Annotated in this window: 23 protein-coding genes; 6 read left to right on the plus strand and 17 right to left on the minus strand. The window is 72.8% G+C overall.

Annotated elements, in window-relative coordinates; genetic code table 11:
* Positions 1-55 precede the first annotated feature (55 nt).
* Complete coding sequence (locus ACZCLJ_RS09225; RefSeq protein WP_463106209.1) at positions 56-1435, plus strand: serine hydrolase domain-containing protein; 1380 nt, start codon at positions 56-58, stop codon at positions 1433-1435.
* Here the strand turns inward: ACZCLJ_RS09225 and ACZCLJ_RS09230 are convergent.
* From ACZCLJ_RS09230 to ACZCLJ_RS09260, 7 genes are all read right to left on the minus strand, one after another.
* The gene (locus ACZCLJ_RS09230; protein WP_251152364.1) at positions 1413-2327 is read right to left on the minus strand and encodes a carbohydrate ABC transporter permease; all 915 of its coding nucleotides are present in this window, start codon (positions 2325-2327) and stop codon (positions 1413-1415) included. The two genes, ACZCLJ_RS09225 and ACZCLJ_RS09230, sit on opposite strands and share 23 nt — an antisense overlap.
* Positions 2324-2884 carry a hypothetical protein gene (locus tag ACZCLJ_RS09235; protein WP_463106210.1) on the minus strand — a complete coding sequence of 187 codons (561 nt, stop codon included), beginning with the start codon at positions 2882-2884 and terminating at the stop codon, positions 2324-2326. Before ACZCLJ_RS09235 ends, ACZCLJ_RS09230 begins: the two co-directional genes overlap by 4 nt.
* Positions 2868-4169 (minus strand): glycoside hydrolase family 28 protein, encoded by a 1302-nt coding sequence (locus tag ACZCLJ_RS09240; protein ID WP_463106211.1) that lies wholly within the window; start codon positions 4167-4169, stop codon positions 2868-2870. Before ACZCLJ_RS09240 ends, ACZCLJ_RS09235 begins: the two co-directional genes overlap by 17 nt.
* Positions 4170-4266: 97 nt before the next feature.
* A complete protein-coding gene (locus tag ACZCLJ_RS09245; protein ID WP_463106212.1) occupies positions 4267-5778 on the minus strand; it encodes an extracellular solute-binding protein in 1512 nt (503 codons plus the stop codon).
* Positions 5775-6515 (minus strand): YesL family protein, encoded by a 741-nt coding sequence (locus ACZCLJ_RS09250; RefSeq protein WP_463106213.1) that lies wholly within the window; start codon positions 6513-6515, stop codon positions 5775-5777. Before ACZCLJ_RS09250 ends, ACZCLJ_RS09245 begins: the two co-directional genes overlap by 4 nt.
* Positions 6516-6546: 31 nt before the next feature.
* Positions 6547-7527, minus strand: a complete 981-nt coding sequence (locus ACZCLJ_RS09255; RefSeq protein ID WP_463106214.1) for an ABC transporter permease — start codon at positions 7525-7527, stop codon at positions 6547-6549.
* Positions 7528-7773: 246 nt separating this feature from the next.
* Positions 7774-8505, minus strand: a complete 732-nt coding sequence (locus tag ACZCLJ_RS09260; protein ID WP_463106215.1) for a rhamnogalacturonan acetylesterase — start codon at positions 8503-8505, stop codon at positions 7774-7776.
* Between the two features lie 322 nt (positions 8506-8827).
* Here ACZCLJ_RS09260 and ACZCLJ_RS09265 point away from each other — a divergent pair, with 322 nt between their 5' ends.
* Positions 8828-10369: an endo-1,4-beta-xylanase gene (locus ACZCLJ_RS09265; RefSeq protein WP_463106216.1), complete on the plus strand. Its 1542-nt coding sequence runs from the start codon at positions 8828-8830 to the stop codon at positions 10367-10369.
* Between the two features lie 86 nt (positions 10370-10455).
* Here ACZCLJ_RS09265 and ACZCLJ_RS09270 read toward each other — a convergent pair whose 3' ends face one another.
* Positions 10456-11211 (minus strand): FadR/GntR family transcriptional regulator, encoded by a 756-nt coding sequence (locus ACZCLJ_RS09270; RefSeq protein WP_251152371.1) that lies wholly within the window; start codon positions 11209-11211, stop codon positions 10456-10458.
* Positions 11212-11399: 188 nt separating this feature from the next.
* Between ACZCLJ_RS09270 and ACZCLJ_RS09275 the strand changes: the two genes are divergently transcribed.
* Genes ACZCLJ_RS09275 through ACZCLJ_RS09285 form a run of 3 tightly spaced genes read left to right on the plus strand, consistent with a single transcriptional unit; the run spans position 11400 to position 14730 of the window.
* Positions 11400-12266 carry a (Fe-S)-binding protein gene (locus tag ACZCLJ_RS09275; RefSeq protein ID WP_463106217.1) on the plus strand — a complete coding sequence of 289 codons (867 nt, stop codon included), beginning with the start codon at positions 11400-11402 and terminating at the stop codon, positions 12264-12266.
* Positions 12263-14014 (plus strand): LutB/LldF family L-lactate oxidation iron-sulfur protein, encoded by a 1752-nt coding sequence (locus ACZCLJ_RS09280; protein ID WP_463106218.1) that lies wholly within the window; start codon positions 12263-12265, stop codon positions 14012-14014. Before ACZCLJ_RS09275 ends, ACZCLJ_RS09280 begins: the two co-directional genes overlap by 4 nt.
* Complete coding sequence (locus ACZCLJ_RS09285) at positions 14011-14730, plus strand: LutC/YkgG family protein (RefSeq protein ID WP_463106219.1); 720 nt, start codon at positions 14011-14013, stop codon at positions 14728-14730. The genes ACZCLJ_RS09280 and ACZCLJ_RS09285 overlap by 4 nt, the downstream gene beginning before the upstream one ends.
* A gap of 103 nt (positions 14731-14833) precedes the next feature.
* Here the strand turns inward: ACZCLJ_RS09285 and ACZCLJ_RS09290 are convergent, their stop codons facing one another.
* Positions 14834-15469 carry an NUDIX hydrolase gene (locus ACZCLJ_RS09290; protein WP_463106220.1) on the minus strand — a complete coding sequence of 212 codons (636 nt, stop codon included), beginning with the start codon at positions 15467-15469 and terminating at the stop codon, positions 14834-14836.
* 115 nt (positions 15470-15584) lie between these two features.
* Here ACZCLJ_RS09290 and ACZCLJ_RS09295 point away from each other — a divergent pair, with 115 nt between their 5' ends.
* Positions 15585-16259, plus strand: a complete 675-nt coding sequence (locus tag ACZCLJ_RS09295) for a uridine kinase family protein (RefSeq protein ID WP_463106221.1) — start codon at positions 15585-15587, stop codon at positions 16257-16259.
* Between the two features lie 12 nt (positions 16260-16271).
* Here ACZCLJ_RS09295 and ACZCLJ_RS09300 read toward each other — a convergent pair whose 3' ends face one another.
* From ACZCLJ_RS09300 to ACZCLJ_RS09335, 8 genes are all read right to left on the minus strand, one after another.
* Positions 16272-16664, minus strand: coding sequence for a hypothetical protein (locus ACZCLJ_RS09300; protein ID WP_463106222.1), 393 nt, complete (start codon positions 16662-16664; stop codon positions 16272-16274).
* Positions 16661-17545, minus strand: coding sequence for a putative protein N(5)-glutamine methyltransferase (locus tag ACZCLJ_RS09305; RefSeq protein WP_463106223.1), 885 nt, complete (start codon positions 17543-17545; stop codon positions 16661-16663). Before ACZCLJ_RS09305 ends, ACZCLJ_RS09300 begins: the two co-directional genes overlap by 4 nt.
* 33 nt (positions 17546-17578) lie before the next feature.
* Positions 17579-17995: a nuclear transport factor 2 family protein gene (locus tag ACZCLJ_RS09310; protein WP_251152378.1), complete on the minus strand. Its 417-nt coding sequence runs from the start codon at positions 17993-17995 to the stop codon at positions 17579-17581.
* A 175-nt stretch (positions 17996-18170) separates the two neighbouring features.
* Positions 18171-19253, minus strand: coding sequence for an LLM class flavin-dependent oxidoreductase (locus ACZCLJ_RS09315; RefSeq protein ID WP_463106224.1), 1083 nt, complete (start codon positions 19251-19253; stop codon positions 18171-18173).
* Positions 19250-20695, minus strand: a complete 1446-nt coding sequence (locus ACZCLJ_RS09320) for an LLM class flavin-dependent oxidoreductase (RefSeq protein WP_463106225.1) — start codon at positions 20693-20695, stop codon at positions 19250-19252. The genes ACZCLJ_RS09315 and ACZCLJ_RS09320 overlap by 4 nt, the downstream gene beginning before the upstream one ends.
* Positions 20692-21540: an ABC transporter ATP-binding protein gene (locus ACZCLJ_RS09325; RefSeq protein ID WP_251152380.1), complete on the minus strand. Its 849-nt coding sequence runs from the start codon at positions 21538-21540 to the stop codon at positions 20692-20694. The genes ACZCLJ_RS09320 and ACZCLJ_RS09325 overlap by 4 nt, the downstream gene beginning before the upstream one ends.
* Positions 21516-22376, minus strand: coding sequence for an ABC transporter permease (locus ACZCLJ_RS09330; protein ID WP_463106226.1), 861 nt, complete (start codon positions 22374-22376; stop codon positions 21516-21518). Before ACZCLJ_RS09330 ends, ACZCLJ_RS09325 begins: the two co-directional genes overlap by 25 nt.
* A complete protein-coding gene (locus ACZCLJ_RS09335; protein ID WP_463106227.1) occupies positions 22373-23512 on the minus strand; it encodes an ABC transporter substrate-binding protein in 1140 nt (379 codons plus the stop codon). The genes ACZCLJ_RS09330 and ACZCLJ_RS09335 overlap by 4 nt, the downstream gene beginning before the upstream one ends.
* Positions 23513-23697: the final 185 nt, after the last annotated feature.

Consider the following 23697-nt stretch of genomic DNA (forward strand, 5'->3'; position numbering starts at 1 on the left):
CACCCTATCGTCCCGGTCCGGGACGTCCGCGCGCCGTCCGTCCGAGAGGTTCACCGTGCTCGACCTGACGCCCTTCGTCCGCGAGTCCGCCGCGCTCGGCGCGGCCCTGCACTCCGTGGAGATCACCGTCGCCGGCGACCCCGTGGTCGTCGGCGCGAGCCCGTTCACCGGCCCCGACGTCCCGCAGCGCCAGTACTCGGTGAGCAAGACCGTGACCGGGATCGCCGTAGGCCTGCTGGCCGCCGAGGGCAGGCTGCGCCTCGAGGACGGCGTCAGCACGTACTTCCCCGAGCAGGGCGAGTGTCACCCCTGGGTCGCACGGACCACCGTCCGCGACCTCCTGACGATGCGCGGGCCGCACGCCTCCACGACCTACAAGCTCTCCGAGGGGTCGTGGCTCTCGTCCTGGTTCACCGTGCCGCCCACGCACCCGCCGGGCTCGCTGTTCACCTACGACACGAGCGGTTCGTACGTGCTCGCCGCGCTCGTGGAGAGGCTCGCCGGCACGACGCTCGCGGAGTACCTGCGCCCGCGCCTGCTCGACCCCCTCGGGGCCTCCCCCGACCTGCGGTTCCTCACCGGGCCGGACGACGTGAGCCACGGCGGGTCCGGCCTCGTGTGCCGCCCGCGCGACCTCACGCTGCTCGCGCGCCTGCTCCTCGACGACGGCGTGCACGACGGCGCGAGCCTCCTCCCGCGGGAGTTCGTCCGCGAAGCCACGACCGCCCACGCCGACACGTCGGCGGTGACGTGGGGGGCGCCGTTCCGCGGCGGCTACGGGTACCAGCTCTGGGTCCCGGAGCGCGGTGGGTTCCTCGCGTTCGGGCTCGGGGGCCAGATCGTCCACGGGCTGCCGGAGCGCGACCTCACGGTCGTCGTCACGGCCGACGCGCAGGCGTGCCAGAGCGGCGACCAGCGCCTCCTCGACCTCGTCCTGCGCCACCTCGTCGACCCGTTCCTCGAGCCGCCCGCCGACGTCGCCCCCCACCTCCCGGGCGCGCCGCCGCACGGCCCGACGCCTGACGCCCTCGGCTGGCCGACGCCGCGTCACGACGACGCGCACGCCGTCCCCGCGCGCGGCCGGCACGTCGCCGTCGCGCCGGGCACGTGGCCCCACGACCTGGAGCTCGACCTCGGCGCCCGCGCCGGCGCCGTCGCCTCCCGCACGGGCGGCTGGCGCCTGGAGTACGACGTCGACGCCCCGCGGCGCCAGGTGCTCGGCTCCGCGGGGCGGTCGGTCGTGACGGCGGGCTGGTCCGCGCCGCGCACGCTCGACGTCGAGTGCCGGGTGCTCGACGACGAGCTCGCCGTCGTGCGCCTGCGGCTGGTCGTGGACGACGACGGCACGGTCGCCGTCCGAGGGCAGGGGTTCGGGGAGACCCTCGACCCGCGCTGGTCGTCCGTCGGAGCGTTCAGCCCTTCACGGAGCCGATGAGCGCGCCCTTGACGAAGTACTTCTGCAGCACCGGATAGAGGATCAGCATCGGCAGCGTCGCGACCACGATCACGGCCATCTTGATCGACTGCGCCGGCGGCACCACCTCGACCGCGCCCGCGTCGGCGTTCATGCCGCTCGACACCAGGACGATCTGGCGCAGGAGCACCTGGATCGGCCACAGGTCCGAGGAGTTGATGTAGAGGATCGCGGACTGGTACGTGTTCCAGTACGACACGGCGTAGAACAGGCCGATCGTGGCGATCGATGCGAGCGACAGCGGCAGGACGATCCGCAGGAACACCCCGAGGTCGGAGCACCCGTCGATGCGCGCGGCCTCCTCGAGGCTGTCGGGGATCGCCTGGAAGAAGCTGCGCATGATGACGAAGTTGAACGCGTTGATCGCGACCGGGAGGATCAGCGACCACAGCGAGTCGATGAGCCCGAGCTCCTTGACGACGATGAACGTCGGGATCATGCCGCCGCTGAAGAGCATCGTGAACACGACGAGGAAGTTCAGCACCCGCCGCCCGCGCAGGTAGCGCTTCGACAGCCCGTACGCCATGAGCGACGTGAGCACGAGGCTGACGAACGTCCCGACGACGGTCACGAACACCGAGACGCCCATGGCCCGGAAGATCGTCGGCGTCGACAGGATGTACCGGTACGCGTCGAGCGTGAAGGCCTCCGGCACGATGATGAACGGGCGGCGGGTGAGCTCCCCCGGCGTCGCGAACGAGCTGCCGATGATGTTGAGGAACGGCAGCAGGCAGATCGCGGCGAACCCGCCGAGCACCAGGACGTTGACCACCTGGAAGGCCCGCCGGCCCGCCGTCGGCCGACGGCGCCGACCCGACCTGCTCGTGACGACCTTCGTCGCTGTCGTGCTCATCGTCGTACTCCCATGCTCTGCGCAGCGACGCTGCTCTTCTGGACGCTGCTGGTCTGGATGCTCCTGGTCCGGTGCACGGTGGTGCGACCGGCGCCGCCGCCGGTCCGGCCCGTCCCCCGCGGCTCCTCGCGCGGGACCTGCCGCACCACGAACAGCGCGGCCGCGGCGAGGAAGAGGAACGCGACGGGGTAGAGGATCAGCTGGCTCCCGACGAGGCACACGAGGCCCGCGACGAGGAACAGCACCCCGGCGGCCCGTCCCCGGGGCCGGGACCGCGCGAGGACGACGCCCGGGACCGCGGTCGCGAGGACCGCGACGAGCGTGAAGCCGAACCAGGCGGCGAGCGTCCGGGCGGCCTCGTAGGCGTCGGCCTCGGCGACGGCGATCCCCGCGTCCGTCATCGCGGGGTGCACGTCCCGGAGGAAGGCCTGCTCGTCCACGCCGTTCACGACCCCGGCGAACCCGCCGAGGAACAGCAGGCTGAGGGCGAGGCCCAGCCCGGCGAGCACGATCTCCCAGGTCCGGCGCACCGCGGCCCGCTCAGTCGACGTACGCACCGTTGATCCTCACGTCGCGGTACCGCACGTCGTCGCCGGGTTCGGTGGTGACGCCGGGGCCCTCGCACCCGTCGACGCGGACTCCCGAGAGCACGAGGCCCGCGGCGAACGCGACGACCAGTCCGGCCCGCGCGACGTCGTCCACGTCCGCCGCCATCGCCGGGGCACCCGGGACCGCGTCGGGGGCGAACGAGATCGCGACGTCCTCGAGCGTGACGTCGGCGACGGGCTGCTCGGGCAGACCACGTACGTACGCGGCCGCGGCGTGCACGTTGCGCGCCGTGACGTGCGCGAGGTGGATGCGGCGGAAGAGCGGCGTCGTGGCGTCGACGGGCTGCGGCGACCGGTCGGCGACCACGGGGTCCTTGCCGCCGGGACCGCAGAAGTAGGCGGTGTTGAGGACGAACGGGCACAGGACGCCGTCCATGACGACGTTCGACACCCGGACGTCCTCGACGACTCCCCCACGGCCGCGCCGCGACTTGACGCGGATGCCGCGGTCGGTGCCCTGGAAGACGCAGCTGGTGATGACGACGTTGCGCACGCCGCCGCTCATCTCGGAGCCGATGACGACGCCGCCGTGCCCGTGCACCATCGTGCAGCCGGTGATCGTGATGTTCTCGCACGGGACGCGTTCGGCCGTGGCCTCCGTGCCCGCCTTGATCGCGATGCAGTCGTCGCCGACGTCGATGTGGCAGTCGCTGATCCGCACGTTGCGGCACGACTCGGGGTCGATGCCGTCGGTGTTCGGCGAGTCCGCGGGGTTGAGGATCCGGACGTTCGAGATCGTCACGTCCTCGCACAGCAGCGGGTGCACGGTCCAGCTCGGGGAGTCGCGCAGCGTCACGTCGCGGATCGTCACGCGCCGGCACTCGTGCAGCCCCACGAGCGTGGGACGCGGGTGGGCGAGGGAGGCACGGTCGCGGCGGAAGGCGTCCCACCACGGCCGCCCCCCGCCGTCGACCGTGCCGAACCCGGTGATCGCGACGTCCGTCTCGCCGTGCGCGTAGAGGCACGGCGAGTAGATGCGCGCGGGCGCACCCTCCCACCGGGCGTCGACGACCGGGTAGAGGTCCCGGTCGTCGACGAACGCGAGCACCGACCCCGACTCGAGGTGGAGCTCGACGTGCGAGCGCAGCCGCAGCGCGCCCGTCTGCCAGCGACCGGCGGGGACGACCACCCTCCCGCCCCCGGCCGACGCCGCGGCGTCGATCGCGGACTGGATCGCCTCGGTCACGAGGGTTCCCGGCTCGGCGCCGAGGTCTCGGATGTCGTGCGTGGACAACGTGGTCTCCTGTCGGTGCTGGTGCTGTCGCCGGGAGGGCGCCGCGGTGCGCGGCACCCTCCCGGCGATGTCGTGCGAGGGCTGAGTCAGCCGCGCGTCAGCCCTGGGTCTCGGCGTACGCGGCGGTGAGCTCCTCGATCACCGCGTCGACGCCCTGGCCGCGCAGGCCCTCGACGACGTCCTCGAAGCCCGCCATGTCGATCTGGCCGGTGATGTACTGGTTGTAGGCGTCCATGACCTGCTGGTCGATGAGCGACCACTGCGCGTTGTACGTCTCGGACGTCAGCGCCTGCGCCGGGTTGGCGACCATGAACTCGTCGTTCTCCTTCATGAGCTCGTTGGCGAGGTTCGTGTAGGGGTTCGAGGACTTGAACGCCTTGACGACCTCGGACGGGCGCGACGAGCCGAACGGCTGCACCTCCTGCTCCCACACGGCCTCGTCGAGGATCGTGACCACACCGTCGGCGTCGAGCTCGTAGTGCGTGCCCTCGATGCCGTTGGTCATGAGGTCGAACGCCTCCTCGTCCATGAGGTCGTTGATGAAGCCGAGGACGACCTTGAGGTCCGCCTCCGTCTCGACGCTCGACTTCGGGATCGCGAGCCAGCCGCCCATGCCGCCGTTGGTGTCGGTGAGGATGCGGCGCGGGACGTCCTCGAACGTCATGTCGTTGATCAGCGCCCACTCCTGCGGCGTGTCCGGGTCGGCGGCGCGAGCAGCCTCCTGGAAGTTCTTCGCCTCGAACAGGCCGCTGACGACGATGCCGCCCTTGCCCTGGGCGATGCCGTCCTTCTGGACCTGCTTCTGCACGGTGACGAACTCCTGGTTCACCCACCCGTTCTCGTAGACGCCGCGGTACCACTCCATGGCGTCCTTGAACTCGTCCGTGGTGAAGCTGGGGACGACCTCGTCGTCCTCGGTGACCGTGAAGTACTGCCCGGCGCCGAAGTAGCCCGCGAGCGAGCGGAACCCGACCGCGTAGGACTCCTCGCGGTCGTAGAAGCCGACCGTGTCGGCGACGCCGTTGCCGTCGGGGTCGTTCTCGGTGAACGCCTTCGCGACCTCGGTGAGGTCCTCGATCGTGTGCGGGACCTCGAGGCCGAGGTTGTCGAGCCAGTCCTGGCGCACGAGGACGCCGTAGCGCGCCTGCGGCTTCTGGTACGGGACGCCGTACAGCCCGCCGTCGACCCGGGCGACGTCGATCGTCGTCTCGGGGATCTCGGCGAGGTTCGGGAACTCCGCGAGGTACTCCTCGACCTCCCAGAACTGTCCTTGCGACATCGCCTGGCGGACGGTCGTGTTGTTGATGCTCGTGAGCGAGACGACGTCGGCGAGCGAGTCGGAGGCGAGCGCCGCGTTGATCTTCTCGTCGCGCGAGGCGTCGGGGACCCACTGGAACTCGATCGACAGCCCCGTGTGCTCCTCGAGGGCGGCCTCGACGACGCCGTCCGTCTCCGGGGTGGTCGCCGTGTGCAGCATCGTCATCCACGAGATGCTGTCCTTCGTGCTCGCCTCGGCGTCCTGCTCGGCCTCGCCGTCGCCGCACGCCGTGAGCGTGAGCGCGATCACCGCGGACGCCGCCATGGTGGCTCCGAACCTGGTCTTCCTCATGCTGGGTCTTCCTCTCGTGACAGGCGACGAACCACGCGCGCCCTTGCTGCTGTGGTGATGAGGTCGCCGGAGGCGCTGACGCCTGCCGGCACGGCACCTGGCTCCGGCGCCAGGTGCGTGGTGCGTGCGACGGGGGTCTCCCCGTCGAGGTCCCGGTAGACGACCCGGGTGACGAGCCCGACCACGGCGGCCGGGAGAGCTGCCCCCAGCAGCCCGAGGACCGGGAGGGCGTACTGGGACAGGAGGTACCCCGCCCCGAGCACCGCGGTGCCGCCGAGGACGGTCCAGTGCAGCGAGCCGAAGCCGAGCATCAGCGACGCCGCGACCGTCTCGCGCAGCGTGCGCAGGTCCAGCGCCGCCATGACCGAGAACACGTAGAAGAGCGAGACGGCGTAGACGACGAGGGCGACGACGTTGAGCATCTGGACGTACCAGCTCGTGCCCCCGAAGACGTTCGTGAGGATCACGGCGCCGGCGGCGAGGTAGATCCAGCTCACGACCACCGAGCGCCCGTACTGCTCGCGCACGGCGGCGAAGAACGTGCGCGTGAGGGGCGGTTCCTCGCCGAGGCGGAACCACCGGTCCACGTACCGGGCGAGGGCGTAGGACGCGGGCCCGACGCCGAGCACCCCCAGGCCGAGCACCGTGGTGACGAGCCAGAGGAGGTTCAGGTAGACGAGCCTGTAGGCGCCCGTCAGGACCGTGTTGACGCGGACGAAGCCCTCGAAGGAGAACACGGCGGTGCCGTTCCACCGACGGCCGGGGCCGTCAGTAGACCCCTTCTTCGCCGAGGCGCTTCGCGAGCTTGTTGGCGGCCACCACGAGCAGGAGCCCCACGAGGCCCTTGAACAGGCCGACCGCCGTCGCGTAGCTGAACTGCCCGTTGACGATGCCCGTCGTGTACACGTAGGTGTCGAAGATGTCGGCGACCTCGCGGTTGAGCGAGTTCATCACGAGGAACATGTGCTCGAAGCCGAGCTCCATGATGTCGCCGATGCTCAGGATGAGCATGACGATGATCGTGGGCCGGATCGCGGGCAGCGTGATGTGCCAGGTCTGGCGCAGCCGACCGGCCCCGTCGAGCTCGGACGCCTCGTAGAGCTGCTCGTCCACCGCGGTGATGGCCGCGAGGTAGACGATCGTGCCCCACCCCGCGCCGCGCCAGATCTCCTGGAACACGTACAGCGGGCGCAGCCAGTCCGGGTCGGTGAGGAACGGCACCGGCTCGAAGCCCATCGAGACGATGACGTTGTTGATGCTGCCGCCGTCGATCGTGAGCATGACGTAGAAGATCGAGACGATGATGACCCACGACATGAAGTGGGGCAGGTAGACGATCGTCTGCACACTCTTCTTGAGGAACGTGGTGCGCACCTCGTTGAGCAGCAGCGCGAGCACGATCGGCATGGGGAACGCGAACAGCAGGAGCAGCCCGGAGATCACGAGCGTGTTGCGCAGCAGGACGAAGAACGTGTCCTCCGTGAAGAGGCGCACGAAGTGCTCGAACCCGACCCACTCGCTCCCCGTGAACCCGAGGAACGGCTGGTAGTTCTGGAAGGCGATGACCAGGCCGCCCATGGGGACGTACTTGAACACCAGGAAGTACAGGACCCCGGGAAGGATCATCAGGTACAGCGCCCGGTGCTTCCAGAAGCCGCCGCCGGGGTGCTTGCGCTGCGTCACCGCGGGGGGAGCCGTGTCCGTCCGCTCGGCACGCCCCCGCGGGCGCACGGGGGTCGCGACGCTCACGCGAGCTCCCCCCGTCGCGGGTCGCGGGCGGTCGCCGACAGGCGGTGAGCGCGGGGCTCACCGACCGTCGTCACCATCGTCGTCGCCGGCATCGGCATCCTCATCTCTTCCTCGAGCGTGGTGCCCGGCAGCCGCGACATCCTCGGCGGGTAACCGGTTTCCCGCACGCAAGTTAGCAGCCCCGGGCGCCAGCACCAAACGGCGTCCGCGGGCGAGGGGGACGCGCCGACGACGCGCCGACGGCGGTCAGGCGTTCGGGTCCGCGTCCGCCCAGGTGAGCCGCGAGGCGGGTACGACCTCGTCGAGCCGCCCGACGTCGTCGGGCCCCAGCACGCCCACCTCGACGAGCCCGGACGCGACGAGGCGCGCGACGGCGGCGGCCCCGAGCGGGCTCAGGTGGGTGTCGTCGCGCCGCCCGTCGGGCGTGTGGAGGAAGTACCGGCGCGTCTCGTCCGGGCCGAGCTGTTGCCACAGCGCGAGGGAGCCCGCCTGCACGTCGACCAGCGGGACGCCCTCCCGGCGCGCGAGCTCCCGCATCGCCGCGGGGTACTCCCCGTGGGTCGCGACCGCTCGGCCCGCGGCGTCGAACGAGCGCCGCTCGACGGATGTCGCCAGCACCGGGTGCGCCCCGTGGCGTCGCGCTACCTCGAGATGGGCCCTCAGCGACTCCTGGTACGTGGTCCAGGGCTCGGTGTACCGCACCGGGTCCTCGGCCTTCGCGTCGTTGTGCCCGAACTGGACGAGGAGCAGGTCGCCCTCGCGCAGCGCCGCGTCGACCAGGTCGAGGTGGCCGAGGCTGATGAAGGACGCGCTGCTGCGCCCGTTGCGCGCGTGGTTCACGACCTCCGTCCCGGGAAGGTAGTGCGGCAGCGCCATTCCCCAGCCCGTCTCCGGTGCGGCAGCCACGCCCTTCGGCGCGGCGGTCGAGTCACCGGCGATGTGGAGGGCGCGTGCCCGGTCGTCCCTGGTGGTGCGCATGGTGCCGATCGTCCTCTCGATGGGTAAGCGGTTGCCGGAGCCTAGACCATCCACCGTGCTGCCTGTCGGGATCCGCCGGCGCGCGGCCTGGCGACCTCCGGAACAGCTATACCCCCACGAACCGGACGGGGCACCGCTCGCCGCTAAAACGGTATCGATAACGGTTGCCATAACAACCGGATGTGACTAGCGTCACTCGCGCACTGCGTTTCGCGCCGGTGGGCCAACGGTGGTCCACCCGGGAGAGAAGGGATCGACGATGACCCGAGCACTACCCCCGCGCAGAAGGAACGGTCGACACCGAGCCGCCCTCGCAGCACTCATGGCCGTGGCGATGGCCGCCGGCCTGGGTGTCGGCACCGCCCAGGCGGACGGCTCCACCCTCGAGGCGGCGGCCGCCGAGTCCGGCCGCTACTTCGGCACGGCCCTCGCCGCAGGACGACTGTCCGACTCGACGTACTCGACCATCGCGAACCGCGAGTTCGACATGATCACGGCCGAGAACGAGATGAAGATGGACGCGACCGAGCCGTCGCAGAACCGGTTCAGCTACACCCAGGGCGACCAGATCGTGAACTGGGCCATCAGCCGCGGCAAGCAGGTCCGGGGGCACGCCCTCGCCTGGCACTCGCAGCAACCGGGCTGGATGCAGAACATGTCGGGCTCCGCGCTCCGGCAGGCGATGCTCAACCACGTCACGCAGGTCGCCACCCACTACCGCGGCAAGATCTACGCGTGGGACGTCGTCAACGAGGCGTTCGCCGACGGCGGCTCCGGCGCACGACGGGACTCGAACCTGCAGCGCACCGGGAACGACTGGATCGAGGCCGCGTTCCGCGCCGCCCGCGCCGCGGACCCGGGCGCGAAGCTCTGCTACAACGACTACAACACCGACAACTGGAACCACGCGAAGACCCAGGCCGTGTACGCCATGGTCCGCGACTTCAAGGCGCGGGGCGTGCCCATCGACTGCGTCGGTTTCCAGGCCCACTTCAACTCGGGCAACCCGGTGCCGAGCAACTACCACACCACCCTGCAGAACTTCGCCGACCTGGGCGTCGACGTGCAGATCACCGAGCTCGACATCGAGGGCTCCGGGCAGTCGCAGGCGGAGCAGTACCGCGGCGTGGTCCAGGCCTGCATGGCCGTGTCCCGCTGCACCGGCATCACCGTGTGGGGCGTGCGTGACACGGACTCGTGGCGCGCGTCCGGCACGCCGCTGCTCTTCGACGGCAACGGCACCAAGAAGGCCGCCTACACCGCCGTGCTCGACCAGCTCAACAGCGGCGACGGCAACTCCGGCAACCCGGGGAACCCGGGTGACGGGTCCTGCACCGTGACCGTGACGCGAGGCGGGTCGTGGGGCGACCGCTTCAACACCACCTTCCAGGTGTCCGGCGCGTCCGACTGGGTCGTGACCGTCAGCACCGGGAGCGGCCAGAGCCTCCAGAGCTCCTGGAACGCCTCGGTCGCCGGCACGAGCGGCACCCTCACCGCCACACCGAACGGCAACGGCGACGCGTTCGGCATCACGCTGTACTCCAACGGCAACACCACCCTGCCGACGGCAACCTGCTCGTCGGCCTCCGGCGGGGGCGGCGGCGAGAGCTGCACCGTGACGGTCGCCCCGGGCGACTCCTGGGGCGACCGGTTCAACACCACCTTCCAGGTGTCCGGCGCGTCCGACTGGGTCGTGACCATCCGGACCGGTGCGGGCCAGAGCCTCCAGAGCTCCTGGAACGCCTCGGTCGCCGGCACGAGCGGCACCCTCACCGCCACACCGAACGGCAACGGCGACGCGTTCGGCATCACGCTGTATTCCAACGGCAACACCACCCTGCCGACAGCGACCTGCTCGACCTGACCCTCACGCCGCCGGGGCGGCGGGCCCCCACAGGGCCCCCGCCTCGGCGGTCTCGGTCCGACGGTCCTGCCGCTGGACGAACGAGGTCACAGCCCCGTCTCGCGGTAGAACCCCTCGATGTGCTCCGCCACGAGGCGCTCGGCGAGCGCGCCGTCGCCGGCGGCCACCGCGTCGAGCACCGCGCGGTGCTCCACCCGCAGGCGCTCGGCCGTCCGCTCCCACGACGCCAGCCCGGCGCTGCCCGCGGCGACGTAGGACTCGATCGCACCCCGCAGCCCGGTCATGACCGCCTCGACGAGCACGTTGCCCGCAAGACGCACGAGGACGAGGTGGAACGACGCGTCGAGCTCGCGGAACGCGCCGGCCGAGAGGTCCGGGGAGTCCATGCGGTCGAGCAGCGCACGCGCCTCTGCGAGCGCTTCCGCCCTGGCCTCCGTGACCTCCGCGCCCCCCGCCACCCCCGTGGCGTCCGTCGCGTCAGCGGCGGGCGACGGCACCGAGCGCCCGGCTGCCTCGCGCACCGCCCAGGTCTCCAGCAGCACGCGGGTCTCGACGACGTCGCGCACCGCGAGCGTGCCGGACGCGACGTGGAGCCGCACCGCGGCCCCGAGCCCGGCGGCCGGCCGGTCGACGACGGTCGCCCCGGCGTCGGGCCCCGAGCCGACCGCCGTGCGGACGATGCCCATCGCCTCGAGCACGCGGATCGCCTCGCGGACCGACGACCGTGAGACGCCGAGCTCGTCGGCGAGCGCCCGCTCGGCGGGGAGCCGCTCGCCGAGGGCCCAGCGCCCGCCGGCGAGGTCGGCCTCGATGCTCGCGAGGACGCGTTCGTGGGTGCGCACAGGGTCAGCGTAGGCGCTCGGACGCATCTGGGCTGGCTGTGGTCGGACCACATGGTCTACGGTGGCGCGGTGTGGTCCGACCACACGTCCCGTCCCGGCCCTCAGCGGGTCCTCGTCGGCTCGTTCCTCGCGCGCCCCGGGTGCCGGGAGACGAGACTGGACCGAACCGCCTCTCCCCCGGAGCACCGATGCGCATCGCCCTCGCCGCCACCTGCATCGGGGACGTCATGTTCCCGCAGGCGCCCCGTGCCACCGCCCTCCTGCTGGAACGCCTCGGGCACGAGGTCCACGTCCCCGACGGCCAGGCGTGCTGCGGGCAGATGCACGTCAACACCGGGTACATGGCCGAGGCGGTGCCGGTCGTGCGCAACCACGTCGAGGCGTTCTCGCCCGTGCTCGACGGCGAGTGGGACGCGATCGTGGTGCCGTCCGGGTCGTGCACGGGATCGATCCGCCACCAGCAAGGCATGGTGTGCCGCCGCGCAGGGCTGGAGGCGCTCGGGAAGACGGCCGACGCCGTCGCGGCGAAGACCTACGAGCTGTCCGAGCTGCTCGTCGACGTGCTCGGCCTGACCGACGTCGGCGCCTACTTCCCGCACCGCGTCACCTACCACCCCACGTGCCACTCGCTCCGGATGCTGCACGTCGGCGACAAGCCGCTGCGGCTCCTGCGGGCCGTCGAGGGGATCGACCTCGTCGAGCTGCCCGGCGCGGAGTCGTGCTGCGGGTTCGGCGGCACGTTCGCGCTGAAGAACGCGGAGACGTCGACCGCGATGCTCGCCGACAAGATGACGTCCGTGAAGTCCACCGGGGCCGAGGTGCTCACGGCGGGCGACTCGTCCTGCCTCATGCACATCGGTGGCGGGCTCTCGCGCATCCGGGCCGGCGTGCGGACCCTGCACCTCGCCGAGATCCTCGCCTCGACACGCGTGTCAGGTCCACAGGTCGCCGGGGCGTCCTCTCGCCCTGACACGTCGGGGGCGAACGCCACCGTGTCAGGGCCACGCGTCACCGGGGCGTCCTCTCGCCCTGACACGGTCGGGGGTGCGCGATGAGCCGGAGCACGTTCCTGGGCCTTCCGGTGCCGCGCCGGTCGGCGTCCGGTGCCCGCACCCTGCCCGACGACGCCGCTCGCCCGGGCGACCACGGCACCTCCACCGGTGCAGGGGCGGCGTCGGACACGTTCGGCGACGTGCCGCACCCCGACGAGCCGCTGCGCTGGGGCGACGACTTCCCCACCGCCGCGCGGCAGGCGCTGCAGAACACGCAGCTGCGCCGCAACCTCGCGCACGCGACGTCGACGATCCGCGCCAAGCGTGCCGCGGTGGTCGGCGAGGTGCCCGACTGGGAAGCCCTGCGCGACGCCGGGTCCGCGATCAAGACCGACGTCATGGCGCGCCTGCCCGAGCTCCTGGAGGAGCTGGAGCGCAACGTGGTGGCGCGCGGCGGCGTCGTGCACTGGGCGCGCGACGCGGACGAGGCGAACCGCATCGTCGCGGACCTCGTGAAGGCCAAGGGCGTCGACGAGGTCGTCAAGGTCAAGTCGATGGCGACCCAGGAGACCGGGCTCAACGAGGCGCTCGCCGCCGAGGGGGTCGCGGCCTACGAGACCGACCTCGCCGAGCTCATCGTGCAGCTCGCCGACGACATGCCGTCGCACATCCTCGTACCGGCGATCCACCGCAACCGCGCGGAGATCCGCGAGATCTTCCTCGAGCGCATGGGCGACGCCCCGCCCGACCTGTCCGACGTTCCGCGCGAGCTCGCGATGGCCGCGCGCGCCCACCTGCGCCGCAAGTTCCTCTCCGCGAAGGTCGCGATCAGCGGAGCGAACTTCGGCGTCGCGGACACGGGCACGCTCACCGTCGTGGAGTCCGAGGGCAACGGGCGCATGTGCCTCACGCTGCCCGAGACGCTCATCACGGTCATGGGCATCGAGAAGATCGTGCCGACCTACACCGACCTCGAGGTGTTCCTCCAGCTCCTGCCGCGCTCGTCGACGGGCGAACGCATGAACCCGTACACGTCCCTGTGGACGGGCGTCACGCCGGGCGACGGCCCGCAGGAGTTCCACCTCGTGCTGCTCGACAACGGCCGCACCGACGTCCTCGCCGACGAGGTGGGCCGCGCCGCGCTGCACTGCATCCGCTGCTCGGCGTGCCTCAACGTGTGCCCGGTGTACGAGCGCGTGGGCGGGCACGCGTACGGGTCGGTGTACCCCGGCCCGATCGGCGCGATCCTCACGCCGCAGCTCACGAAGTCGTCGGGCGGCCTCTCCGGTCATCACGACCCGAACGCGTCGCTCCCCTACGCGTCGACGCTGTGCGGCGCGTGCTACGAGGTGTGCCCGGTGAAGATCGACATCCCGTCGATCCTCGTCGAGCTGCGGGCCCGCGAGGTCGACGCGGACCGCGGCGGTCTGCCCACCGGCTGGGGCGCCGCGATGAAGGCCGCGTCGTTCGTCATGTCCGACGCGCGGCGGTTCGAGCTCGCGGAGAAGGCGGCGGTGCTCGGGCGCGTGGTCGCCGGGCCGAAGGGCCGCATCTCGACGCTGCCGCCGCCCGCCAGTGCCTGGACTCGGTCACGCGACCTGCCCGCGCCCGCGAAGCAGACGTTCCGCGACTGGTGGCGGACCGAGCACGTCACCCCGCCGGGCGCGGGGTCCAGCGGAACCGTGGTTGCCGAACCCGGGGTCACGCGTCACGAGGACGCACCGCCCGCTGCCGAACCCGGGGTTACACGGCAGGAAGAGCCTCCCGTGCCGCGCAACCCCGGGTTCGGCGAGGACGGTGGGGCCCGATGAGCGCGCGCGACGACGTCCTGGCCCGTGTCCGCGCCGCGCTGGTCCCGACCGCGAGCGGCAGCCCGGTCACCAGCAGCGGCCCGACGGCGGACACCCGCCCGGGTCCGTTCGGTGACCCCGCGGCGTCGGGCACCGACGTGCCGCGGACGTACCGGGCGACCGGTGAGCACGCGCCGGGATCGGACGCGGCGGTCGAGATCCTCGTCGACCGGCTCGTCGACTACCGGGCGCACGTGCACCGCGCGGCGTCGCCGGAGGAGGTCGCGGGGATCGTCGGCGAGCTGCTCGCGGAGGCGCGCTCCGTCGTCGTGCCGCCGGCGCTCGACGACGCGTGGCTCGCCGCGCTGCCTGCGACGGCGGCCCGCGTCGCGGACTCGCGAGAGGACCCCCGGACCGCCGACGAGCTCGACGCCGTCGACGCCGTCGTGACGGCCGCCCGCGTCGCGATCGCCGACACCGGGACGATCGTGCTCGACGGCGAGCTCGACCAGGGTCGTCGCGCGATCACGCTCGTGCCTGACCTGCACGTGTGCGTCGTGCGCACGGACCAGGTGGTGCACACCGTGCCGGAGGGAGTGCGGCTGCTCGCCGAGCACCCCGAGCGCCCGCAGACCTGGATCAGCGGCCCGAGCGCGACGAGCGACATCGAGCTGTCCCGCGTCGAGGGCGTGCACGGCCCCCGCACGCTCCACGTCGTCCTCGCCGCGCCGAGGTAGTACCCCGGTCACCGAGGTAGTACCCCGGTCACCGACCGGGGTACTACCTCGCGGACTGGGGTACTACCTCACGGATTGCGGTACTACCTCGCGGGCTGGGGTACTACCTCGCGGCCCGACGGCGGTGGCGGACCTCCGCGAGGACCGTCGCCAGGCGCTCCGGGAAGTCGGGCGGCGTGCCGGCCGGCAGGTCGTCGACGGGGAACCACGCGACGTCCTCGCTCTCGTCGCTCACGGTCGTGCGGGCGACAGGGTCGGCGAACGCGACGAACCCGACGTCCCAGTGCGTGCGGCACGCGCCGAACGCCGCCGCGAGGTCGTGCCGGTGCACGTCGACGGGCGGCGCCGGAGCGGGGAGCTGCCCGGCGTCGTCCGGCTCGAACGGCTCGAACGGCCGCAGATCGGCGAGCCCGCTCTCCTCGCGCGCCTCGCGGTACGCGGCGCCGGCGAGCGTCGTGTCGCCCGGCTCGACGTGCCCGCCCACCTGGACCCAGAACTGTCCCTTGCGGTGGAAGCACAGCAGCACGCGCGACAGGTCCGGGCTGAGCACGAAGCAGCTCGCGGTGAGGTGCTCGGGGCCGCCGTCGCGCCGCACCGCGTCGGGCCGGGCGGCGTCGTCCCGGACGAACGCGACGTACTCGGCCGCGAGCGCCGTCTGCGCGGGGTCGGTGGGGTGGAACCCCTCCAGCCGGCGCAGGGCGTCGAGCGCGAGGACGGCAGCAGGGTCGGGCGAGGTCATCCGCGCAGGCTACGTCGAGATCGCCGAGAAGTGACCTTCCGCCCCGGATCTGGGCAGATCCAAGGCAGATGCTCACTTCTCGGCGCGGTCGGCACGCCTGGGAGAATGGGTTCCCGTGACTGCCAGCCCTTCTCCCGACCCGACGGACGTGGACCCGGCCGACGCCGGCCCCGAGGCCGCGCTGTTCGACGTGCCGCCCGGTTCGCGCGAGGTGCCGACGCGCGTCGTGCTCCTCACGGGAGCGTCCGGCTCCGGCAAGACGTCGCTCACCCGGCGGCTCGGGCTCCCGGTCGTCGCGCTCGACGACTTCTACCTCGACCACGACCACCCCGGCCTCCCGCAGCGGTTCGGCATCGTCGACTGGGACGACCCCCGCAGCTGGGACGCGGACGGCGCGGTCGCGGCGCTCGTCGAGCTCGCGCGCACCGGGCACACCGACGTGCCCGTCTACGACATCCCGACGTCCCGCCGCACCGGGACGACGCACGTCGACGTCACCGGGTCGCGGGTCGTGCTCGCCGAGGGCATCTTCGCCGCGGAGATCGTCGCGAGGTGCCGCGAGGAGGACGTGCTCGCGGACGCGATCTGCCTGCGCCGCCCGCGGCTCGTGTCGTTCTGGTTCCGGCTGCTGCGCGACCTCGCGGAGATGCGCAAGCCGCCGCTCACGCTCGTGCGACGTGGCTGGGCGCTGCTGCGGGCCGAACCCGGGCTCGTGCGGCACTGGGTGTCCCTCGGCTGCCGGGCGCTCACCCCGGCGCAGGCCGAGAAGGAGATCCGGTCGCTGCTCTGACGAACCGGTACCTCAGCGGTCGACCAGGCTCACGACGGCCTCCCGCGGGCCGCCGCACTGCTCCTGGTCCGGGTCGACGAGGCGGAACCTCGGCTCGACGGTGCGCACCTGGACGACGGAACCGGTCCCGACCTCCGTCACGCGCACCTCGACCTCGTCGACCTCGCCCGCGCTCCCGCGCCACACCGGCCCTTCCGGTTCCTCGTCCTCGCCGACGGAGCAGTCCTCCGCGGCCGGCGGGCAGGACACCTCCACCGCGTACCGGTCGCGCTCGGGCCAGCCGTCGAACAACCGCACCGCGAGGACGGACCCGTACCCGACCGGCGCACACGGCGCCGGGCGGGAGCACCCGGCGACGGCGAGCGCCACCAGGAGCAGCACGGCGAGTGCTCGCGCCGGCCTCACGAGAACGTCCTGAGCGGAGCGCCCGGTGCCGACGTCGGAGCGGTCCCCACGACGGCCGTCGCGCCGATCTCGTCGTCTCGCACCACGCGCACGTCGAGCCCGGCGCGCTCGAGGATCCCGACGGCGCCCGGTGCCTGCCGCTCGCCCGCCTCGGTGAGCAGCGACCCGCCCGGCGCGAGCCATGCCGCGGCGTCGGCAGCGACGCGACGCAGGACGTCGAGGCCGTCCGCGCCGCCGTCGAGCGCGACCCGGTGCTCGTGGTCACGCGCCTCGGGCGGCAGGTGCGCGATCTCGTCCGTCGGCACGTAGGGCACGTTCGCGAGCAGGATCTCCACGCGACCACGCAGCGCGGCCGGGAGGGCCTCGAACAGGTCGCCCGCGGAGGCGGTCCCGCCGACGGGCGCGACGTTGCGCGCCGCGCACGCGACGGCGTCCGGGTCGACGTCCGCCGCGTGGAGCTCCACCGGCGTCCCCGCGGCGGCGGACTCGGTCGCGAGCGCCAGACCGACTGCGCCGCTGCCGCAGCACAGGTCGACGACGAGCGGCCTTCCCGTGTCCTGCCCTCCCGGGGCGCCCGACGACGCGCGGCCGACCGGGCGGCGGCGGGCCAGGAGCGCGAGAGCCTCCTCCACGAGGAGGCCCGTGCGGCGCCGGGGCACGAAGACGCCCGGCATGACGCCCACGCGCAGCCCGCGGAACTCGGCCCAGCCGAGCACCTGCTCGAGCGGCTCGCCCGCGACCCGGCGCGAGACCAGGGCGTCGAGCGCGGCGTCCGACGCCGCGGCGTCGAGCAGGAGCGCCGCCTCGTCCTCGGCGAAGACGCAGCCGGCAGCGCGCAGCAGCGCGACGACGTCAGGCCGGTCGGTCGCGTGTGCACCCATGGCCGAGGACCCTACCGGCCCGCCGGGCCGCGCTCACCCCACGGTGACCCACTCCGACCGCCAGGGCTGCGGCTCGAACGGCTCGGCCCACTGTGCGGTCTCGTGCGCGATCCTCCCGTCGCGCAGCTCGAAGACGAACACCGTCTCGAAGACGGGCCCGTCGTAGTCGAGCCGTGCCATCAGGACGGCCAGGTCGCCCGAGACGAGCACGCGCCACGGCGAGATGGTCGGCAGCTGCGGGAACGCCCCGTAGACGCCCCTGCGGTTCTCGGCGCCGACGACCTTCTCGCCGGACTGCGGCCAGTCCATCACGGCGTCGTCGTGGAACAGCTCGTCCATGACGCTCACGTCGCGCGCGTTGATGCACTCGACCAGGCGCCGCACGACGGTGGCGTTCTCCTCCTCGTGGCGGTCCAGCGGTGTCCCGCCCGGACCTGTCGCGTCGACCATGGCCGTCCTCCGTCCCGCGTCTGCCGCGGACGTCGTCCGGACGGCGGCGAGCTGAGCAGGCGCACCTCTCCTCACGGCCATCGTCCTCCCCGGGGCGGGTACCGTCCACAGCACGCGGGACGGCACCCGCCACCGGGCCGCACGGTGCGTCGACCGTTGCCCGTGCGGTTCCCCGTCAGGCGCGGAGCAGCGGGAGGAGCTGCTCTCCCTGCCTCTCGATCTCGCGCAGGTACGGGGTGTCCGAGAGCACGAAGTGCGTGACTCCCAGGTCCTGGTACCGGCGCAGCGACGTGGCGACGTCCTGCGCCGAGCCGACGAGCCACGTCGTGCCGGCTCCCCCGCCGCCGAACCGCCCGGGCGTCGTCCACAGGTTCTCGTCGAGCACCTCGCCGCGCGCGGCGAGGTCGAGCAGTCGCTGCTGCCCGACGGCGGTCCGCCGCCCACGGTCGCGCGCGGACCACGCGTCCCCCTGCGCGGCGCGGTCTGCGAGCTGCGCGACCTTGGCCTCGGCGTCGGCCCAGGCCTCCTCGGTCGTGTCGCGCACGAACGTCGTGACGCGCAGCCCGAACTCGAGCGGTGCGTGCTCGCGGCCGAGCTCGGCGCTGAGCCGCTCGAGCCGGTCGATCCGCTCGGCGACCCCGTCGAGCGGCTCGCCCCAGAAGAGCTGCACGTCGGCCTCCGTGGCGGCGACCCGTTCGGCCGCCTCGGACGCGCCGCCGAAGTAGAGCCGCGGGTGCTTGCGCTCTCCCCGGACCACCGGTCGCGGCCCGAGCCGCGACCCGGTCACGGAGAAGTGCTCGCCCTCGTAGGTGACCTCCTCCTGCGTCCACAGGCGCCGGACGATCTGCAGGAACTCCCGCGTGCGCGCGTAGCGGTGCGCGGGGTCGGCCTCGCCGTCCCCGTACGCCGCCTGCCCGTCCGACCCGGAGACGATGTTCACGAGGAGCCGGCCGCCGCTCAGGTGGTTGAGCGTCGCGGCGGCCGACGCGAAGTGCGCCGGTCGCCAGAACCCCGGCCGGATCGCGACGAGCGGCTTGAACGTCGTCGTGCGGGCGGCGAGCGCCGTCGCGACGGTGAACGTGTCGGGGCGGCCCCAGCTCGTCCCGAGCAGCGCCCCTCCCCAGCCGTGCCGCTCCAGGGCGTGCGCGTGGCTCGTGAGCGTGTCGAGGCTGTTGTGGTCCTCGACCGCGTCGTCGCCGCGGTGCCCGGGACGGACCTGGTTGGGGACGTACCAGAGGTGCTCCGACGCGCCGCTCATGCCAGGGATCCAGCGAGATCCGGGATCACGGGCGCGGACACGTCCGTCGTCGGTGCCGACGCCGCCGCGTACCGGTTGGCGGGACGGTCGAGCCCGTAGTGCTCGCGCAGCGTCGTGCCCTCGTACTCGTTGCGGAACAGGCCGCGCTCGCGCAGCACGGGCAGGACGTGGTCGACGAACTGCTCGAGCCCCGACGGCAGGACGGCGGGCATGATGTTGAACCCGTCGGCGGCCTCGGCGTCGTACCAGTCCTGGATCGCGTCGGCGACCTGCTCGGGCGTGCCCGCGAACGTGCGGTGGCCGCGCCCGCCCCCGAGCCGCCCGATGAGCTCGCGCACGGTGAGCCGCTCACGGCGCGCGAGCTCGACGACCAGCGTGTACCGGCTCTTCGCCCCCTCGATCTCGTCCTCGGACGGCAGGTCGGCGGGCAGCTCGCGGTCGAGCGGGAGGTCCTCGGGCGCGAGGCGCAGGGTCTTCGCGAGCTGGGCGCGCGCGTACTCGGGGACGATGAGCTCGTCGAGCTCGCGCTCCGCGGCGAGCGCCTCCGCCTCGGTCGACCCGATGACGGGGACGATCCCCGGCAGGATCTTCACGGTCCCGGGTGCGCGGCCCACGGCCGCCGCCCGTGCTGTGAGGTCGGCGTAGAAGTCCTGGGCGTCGCCCAGCGTCTGGTGCGCCGTGAACACGGCCTCCGCGTACCGGGCCGCGAGGTCCTTTCCGTCGTCGGACGACCCGGCCTGCACGACGAGCGGCCGCGCCTGCGGAGAGCGCGGCGTCGTGAGGGCGCCGTGCACCGAGAAGTGCTCGCCGACGTGGCCCGGCGCGTGGATCTTCGTCGCGTCCGCCCACACGCCCGCCGCCTTGTCGGCGAGCACCGCGTCGTCCTCCCAGGAGTCCCAGAGCGCGAACGCGACCTCGAGGAACTCCGCGGCGCGCTCGTAGCGGACCGCGTGCGCAGGCTGGTCGTCGAGGCCGAAGTTCCGCGCGATGTCCGGGCCCGCCGTCGTCACGACGTTCCAGCCCGCACGACCGCCCGAGACGTGGTCGATCGACGCGAAGCGCCGCGCGAGGTTGTACGGCGAGTTGTACGTCGTCGACGCGGTCGCGATGAGCCCGATGCGCTCGGTCACGGTCGCGATCGCGGTGAGCACGATGAGCGGGTCGAGCGAGCCCGACGGTCGGCGGCCGACGTCGGACCGCAACCCCGGCCCGTCGGCGAAGAAGATCGAGTCGAGCTTCCCCGCCTCGGCGGTCTGCGCGAGCCGCTGGAGGTGCGCGATGTTGGTCGACGTCCAGGCCGGGTCGCTCTCGGGGAGCCGCCACGACGCCTCGTGGTGACCCGTGCTCATGAGGAAGGCGTTGAGGTGCAGCCGTCCGGGGCGGTGACCGTCGCTGCCTGCGGCGCGCGGGACGCCGGCGGAGCCGGTGAGGGGGGTGGTCATGCGGCGTGCTCCTTCGAGTCGGCTCCCCGGTCGACGCCCAGGGCGTCGAGGAGCTCCGTGCGGATGCGGGCGAAGCGGGGGTCCGCGGCATCGCGCCGCTCCCCCGGTCGGTAGCTGTCGGCGACGCGGCGCTCCCGGGCGATGCGGCCCTCGTCGAGCACGACGACGCGGTCCGCGAGGACGATCGCCTCGTCGACGTCGTGGGTCACGAGCAGGACCGCGGGCCGGTGCCGGGCGCACAGGTCGCGCAGCAGCGCGTGCATGCGGATGCGGGTGAGCGCGTCGAGCGCGCCGAACGGCTCGTCGGCGAGCAGGAGCCGCGGGGAGCGGACGAGCGACCGGGCGAGCGACACGCGCTGCTGCTCGCCGCCCGAGAGCTGGTTCGGCCACGCCCGCTCGCGGCCCGCGAGGCCGACCTCGGCGAGGCTCGCGCGTCCCGCCTCGCGCGCCGCGCTCCGTGACCGGCCCCGCGAGGTGCCGTCGAGACCGAGGACGACGTTGTCGAGCACGCGCGCCCACGGCAGCAGGCGCGAGTCCTGGAACACGACCGACACCTGCTCGGGCACGACGACCTCGCCCGAACCGGCGACGTCGTGGTCGAGTGCCGCCAGCGCGCGCAGGAGCGTGCTCTTGCCCGACCCGGACCTGCCGAGGATCGCGACGAACTCGCCGTCGTCGACCGTGAGGTCCAGGTCGTCGAGGATGCGCTTCTCGCCGTACGACCGCACGAGCGAGCGGACCTGCACGGCGGGCCCGTCGGACGACGGGCCGGGGAGCACCCCCGGCGCCCGGTCCGTCCCGGTGCCCGACGGCGTCCCGGTCAGTCCTCCAGCGTGCGTCGCCATGACAGCACCTTCCTCTGCAGGAGGCGGACGCCGAGGTCCGCCGAGTAGCCCAGGACCCCGTACACGACGAGACCGACGAGGATGATCTCCGTCTGCCCGTACGTGCGCGCGAGCTCCATCATGTAGCCGATCCCGGCGGTCGCGTTGACCTGCTCCACCACGACGAGCGCGAGCATCGACCCGGTGACCGCGAAGCGCAGCCCGAGGAAGAAGCCCGGCAGCGCACCGGGCAGGATGACGCGGCGCACGAACTGGCGCCGCGAGAGCTGGACCGTCTCCGCGAGCTCGACGTACCGGCTGTCGATCGCCCGCAGTCCGTTGTGCGTGTGCAGGTAGATGGGGATGAAGACGCCGAGCGCGATGGTGATGACCTTCATCTCCTCGCCGATCCCGAACCACAGGATCAGCAGCGGCAGGAGGGCGAGGTTGGGGATCGCGCGCTTGACCTGGATCGGACCGTCGAGGACGGCGTCGCCCACCCGGCTGAGCCCCGCGGCGAGCGCGAGCGCCACGCCCGCGACGATGCCGAAGGAGAGACCGAGGGCGGCGCGCGTGAGCGAGACCGCGAGGTGCCCGCCGAGCCTGCCGTCCACGACCAGCTCGCTACCCGTCGTCAGGACCGTCCACGGGGCGCTGAGCACGCGCGGGTCGATGAACCCGGTCGCGGACCCGACCGACCAGACCCCGACGATCAGCGCCACCCCGACGAGGGCGGCGAGCGGGATCGGACGGCCGAGCCCGAGGCGCGTGCCGCGCGGGCGCACGTCCGTCACGACCGGTGGTGCGTCGACCTTCGGGACCAGCAGGTCCGCCCGGTCGACGACAGCGGCGCTCACCGGTCGCGCCCGCCGTCCGCCGTCGCGGCGGCGGCGGCCTCGCCCGCGACGGGCCCGAAGCGCTCGTCGAACAGGTCGGCCGCGGGGAAGGGCTCGCGGTCGAGCTCGGTCGCGAGCAGGTCGATCGTCGCCTGCGTCCGCTCGACGCCCTCGGTGAGGTCCTCGGGGACGTCCGGCACCGGCGCGTTGTCGATGAGGTACTGCGCGTCCTCCTCGCTCAGGCCCTGGTCCTCGACGTAGTACCCCTGCTTCCACTCCTCGGGGTGCTCGAAGACCCAGACCTTCGCCGCCGCCCACGTCTCGACGTACTCGCGCAGCGCCGCGGCCTTCGCCGGGTCCTGGACGACCTCCGTCGGCCCGTAGAGGTGGGACGCGTCGTCGCGCAGGTGGTGCTTGACGGACGTCGCGCCGTCGGCCTCGTACGTCTCCAGGTAGCGGTAGAGCTGCGTCCCGCCCAGCGGGGCGATGTCCACCTCGCCCGCGGCCAGAGCCGTCGAGTACACGTCGCCCGTGCTCGGCAGCTCGACGAGCTCGACGTCGTCCTGGGTCAGACCCGCCTCCTGCAGGGCCTTGAGGACGATGGCCCCCTGCGCCTGGCCCGGGCTGAAGGCGATGCGGTGGCCGCGGAAGTCCTCGAGCGCGTCGAGCTCGACGCCGGGCGCGCCCGCGAACTCGTAGATCGGCACGTCCTCCCAGTTGTCGCGGTAGACCGAGGCGTAGATCTGCACGTCCAGCCCGGTCCACGTCGCGTGGATCGGCGGGATCTCGGCGACGGCGCCGATGTCGAGCGAGTCGGCGCGGAACGCCTCGGTCGTCGCGGGGCCACCGGAAATGTTGGCCCACTCGACCTCGAACGAGAAGTCGCCGTCGAGCTCGTCGCCCGCGAGCTCGATCGCCTTCTGGGTGGTCGGGTCGCCGATGCGCAGGACCGTCCCCTCCGGGACCTCGGTCGGCAGCTCGGCGTCCGGGGCGAGCGCGCCGGCCGGGGCGTCGCCGGACGCCTGGGCGGCGCTGCACGCGCCGGTCGCGAGGACGGCGGCCAGCGCGAGCGCGGCGAGGGCGGCGGGGCGCGGGCTACGGGACGGGGTGCGCAGGCGGTCGGCGTGCGGCGGGACGGTGCGGTGGTGCTGGGTCATGTCAGGTCCTCTCGGGGCGGGTCTGCGGACGCGGCGGTACGCGGGTCGTGGGAGCGCTCGAGAGGGCGACAGCGGAGGGGTGCGACAGTCGGCGTGGTCGTCGTCATGGAGCACGACGCTAGAGAAAGCCGACTAGATCAGTCCAGATTGTTCTGAGGGATGGGCCGTTGTAACGCTGCGTGAAC

Source organism: Cellulosimicrobium sp. So1_17, from assembly GCF_055181235.1.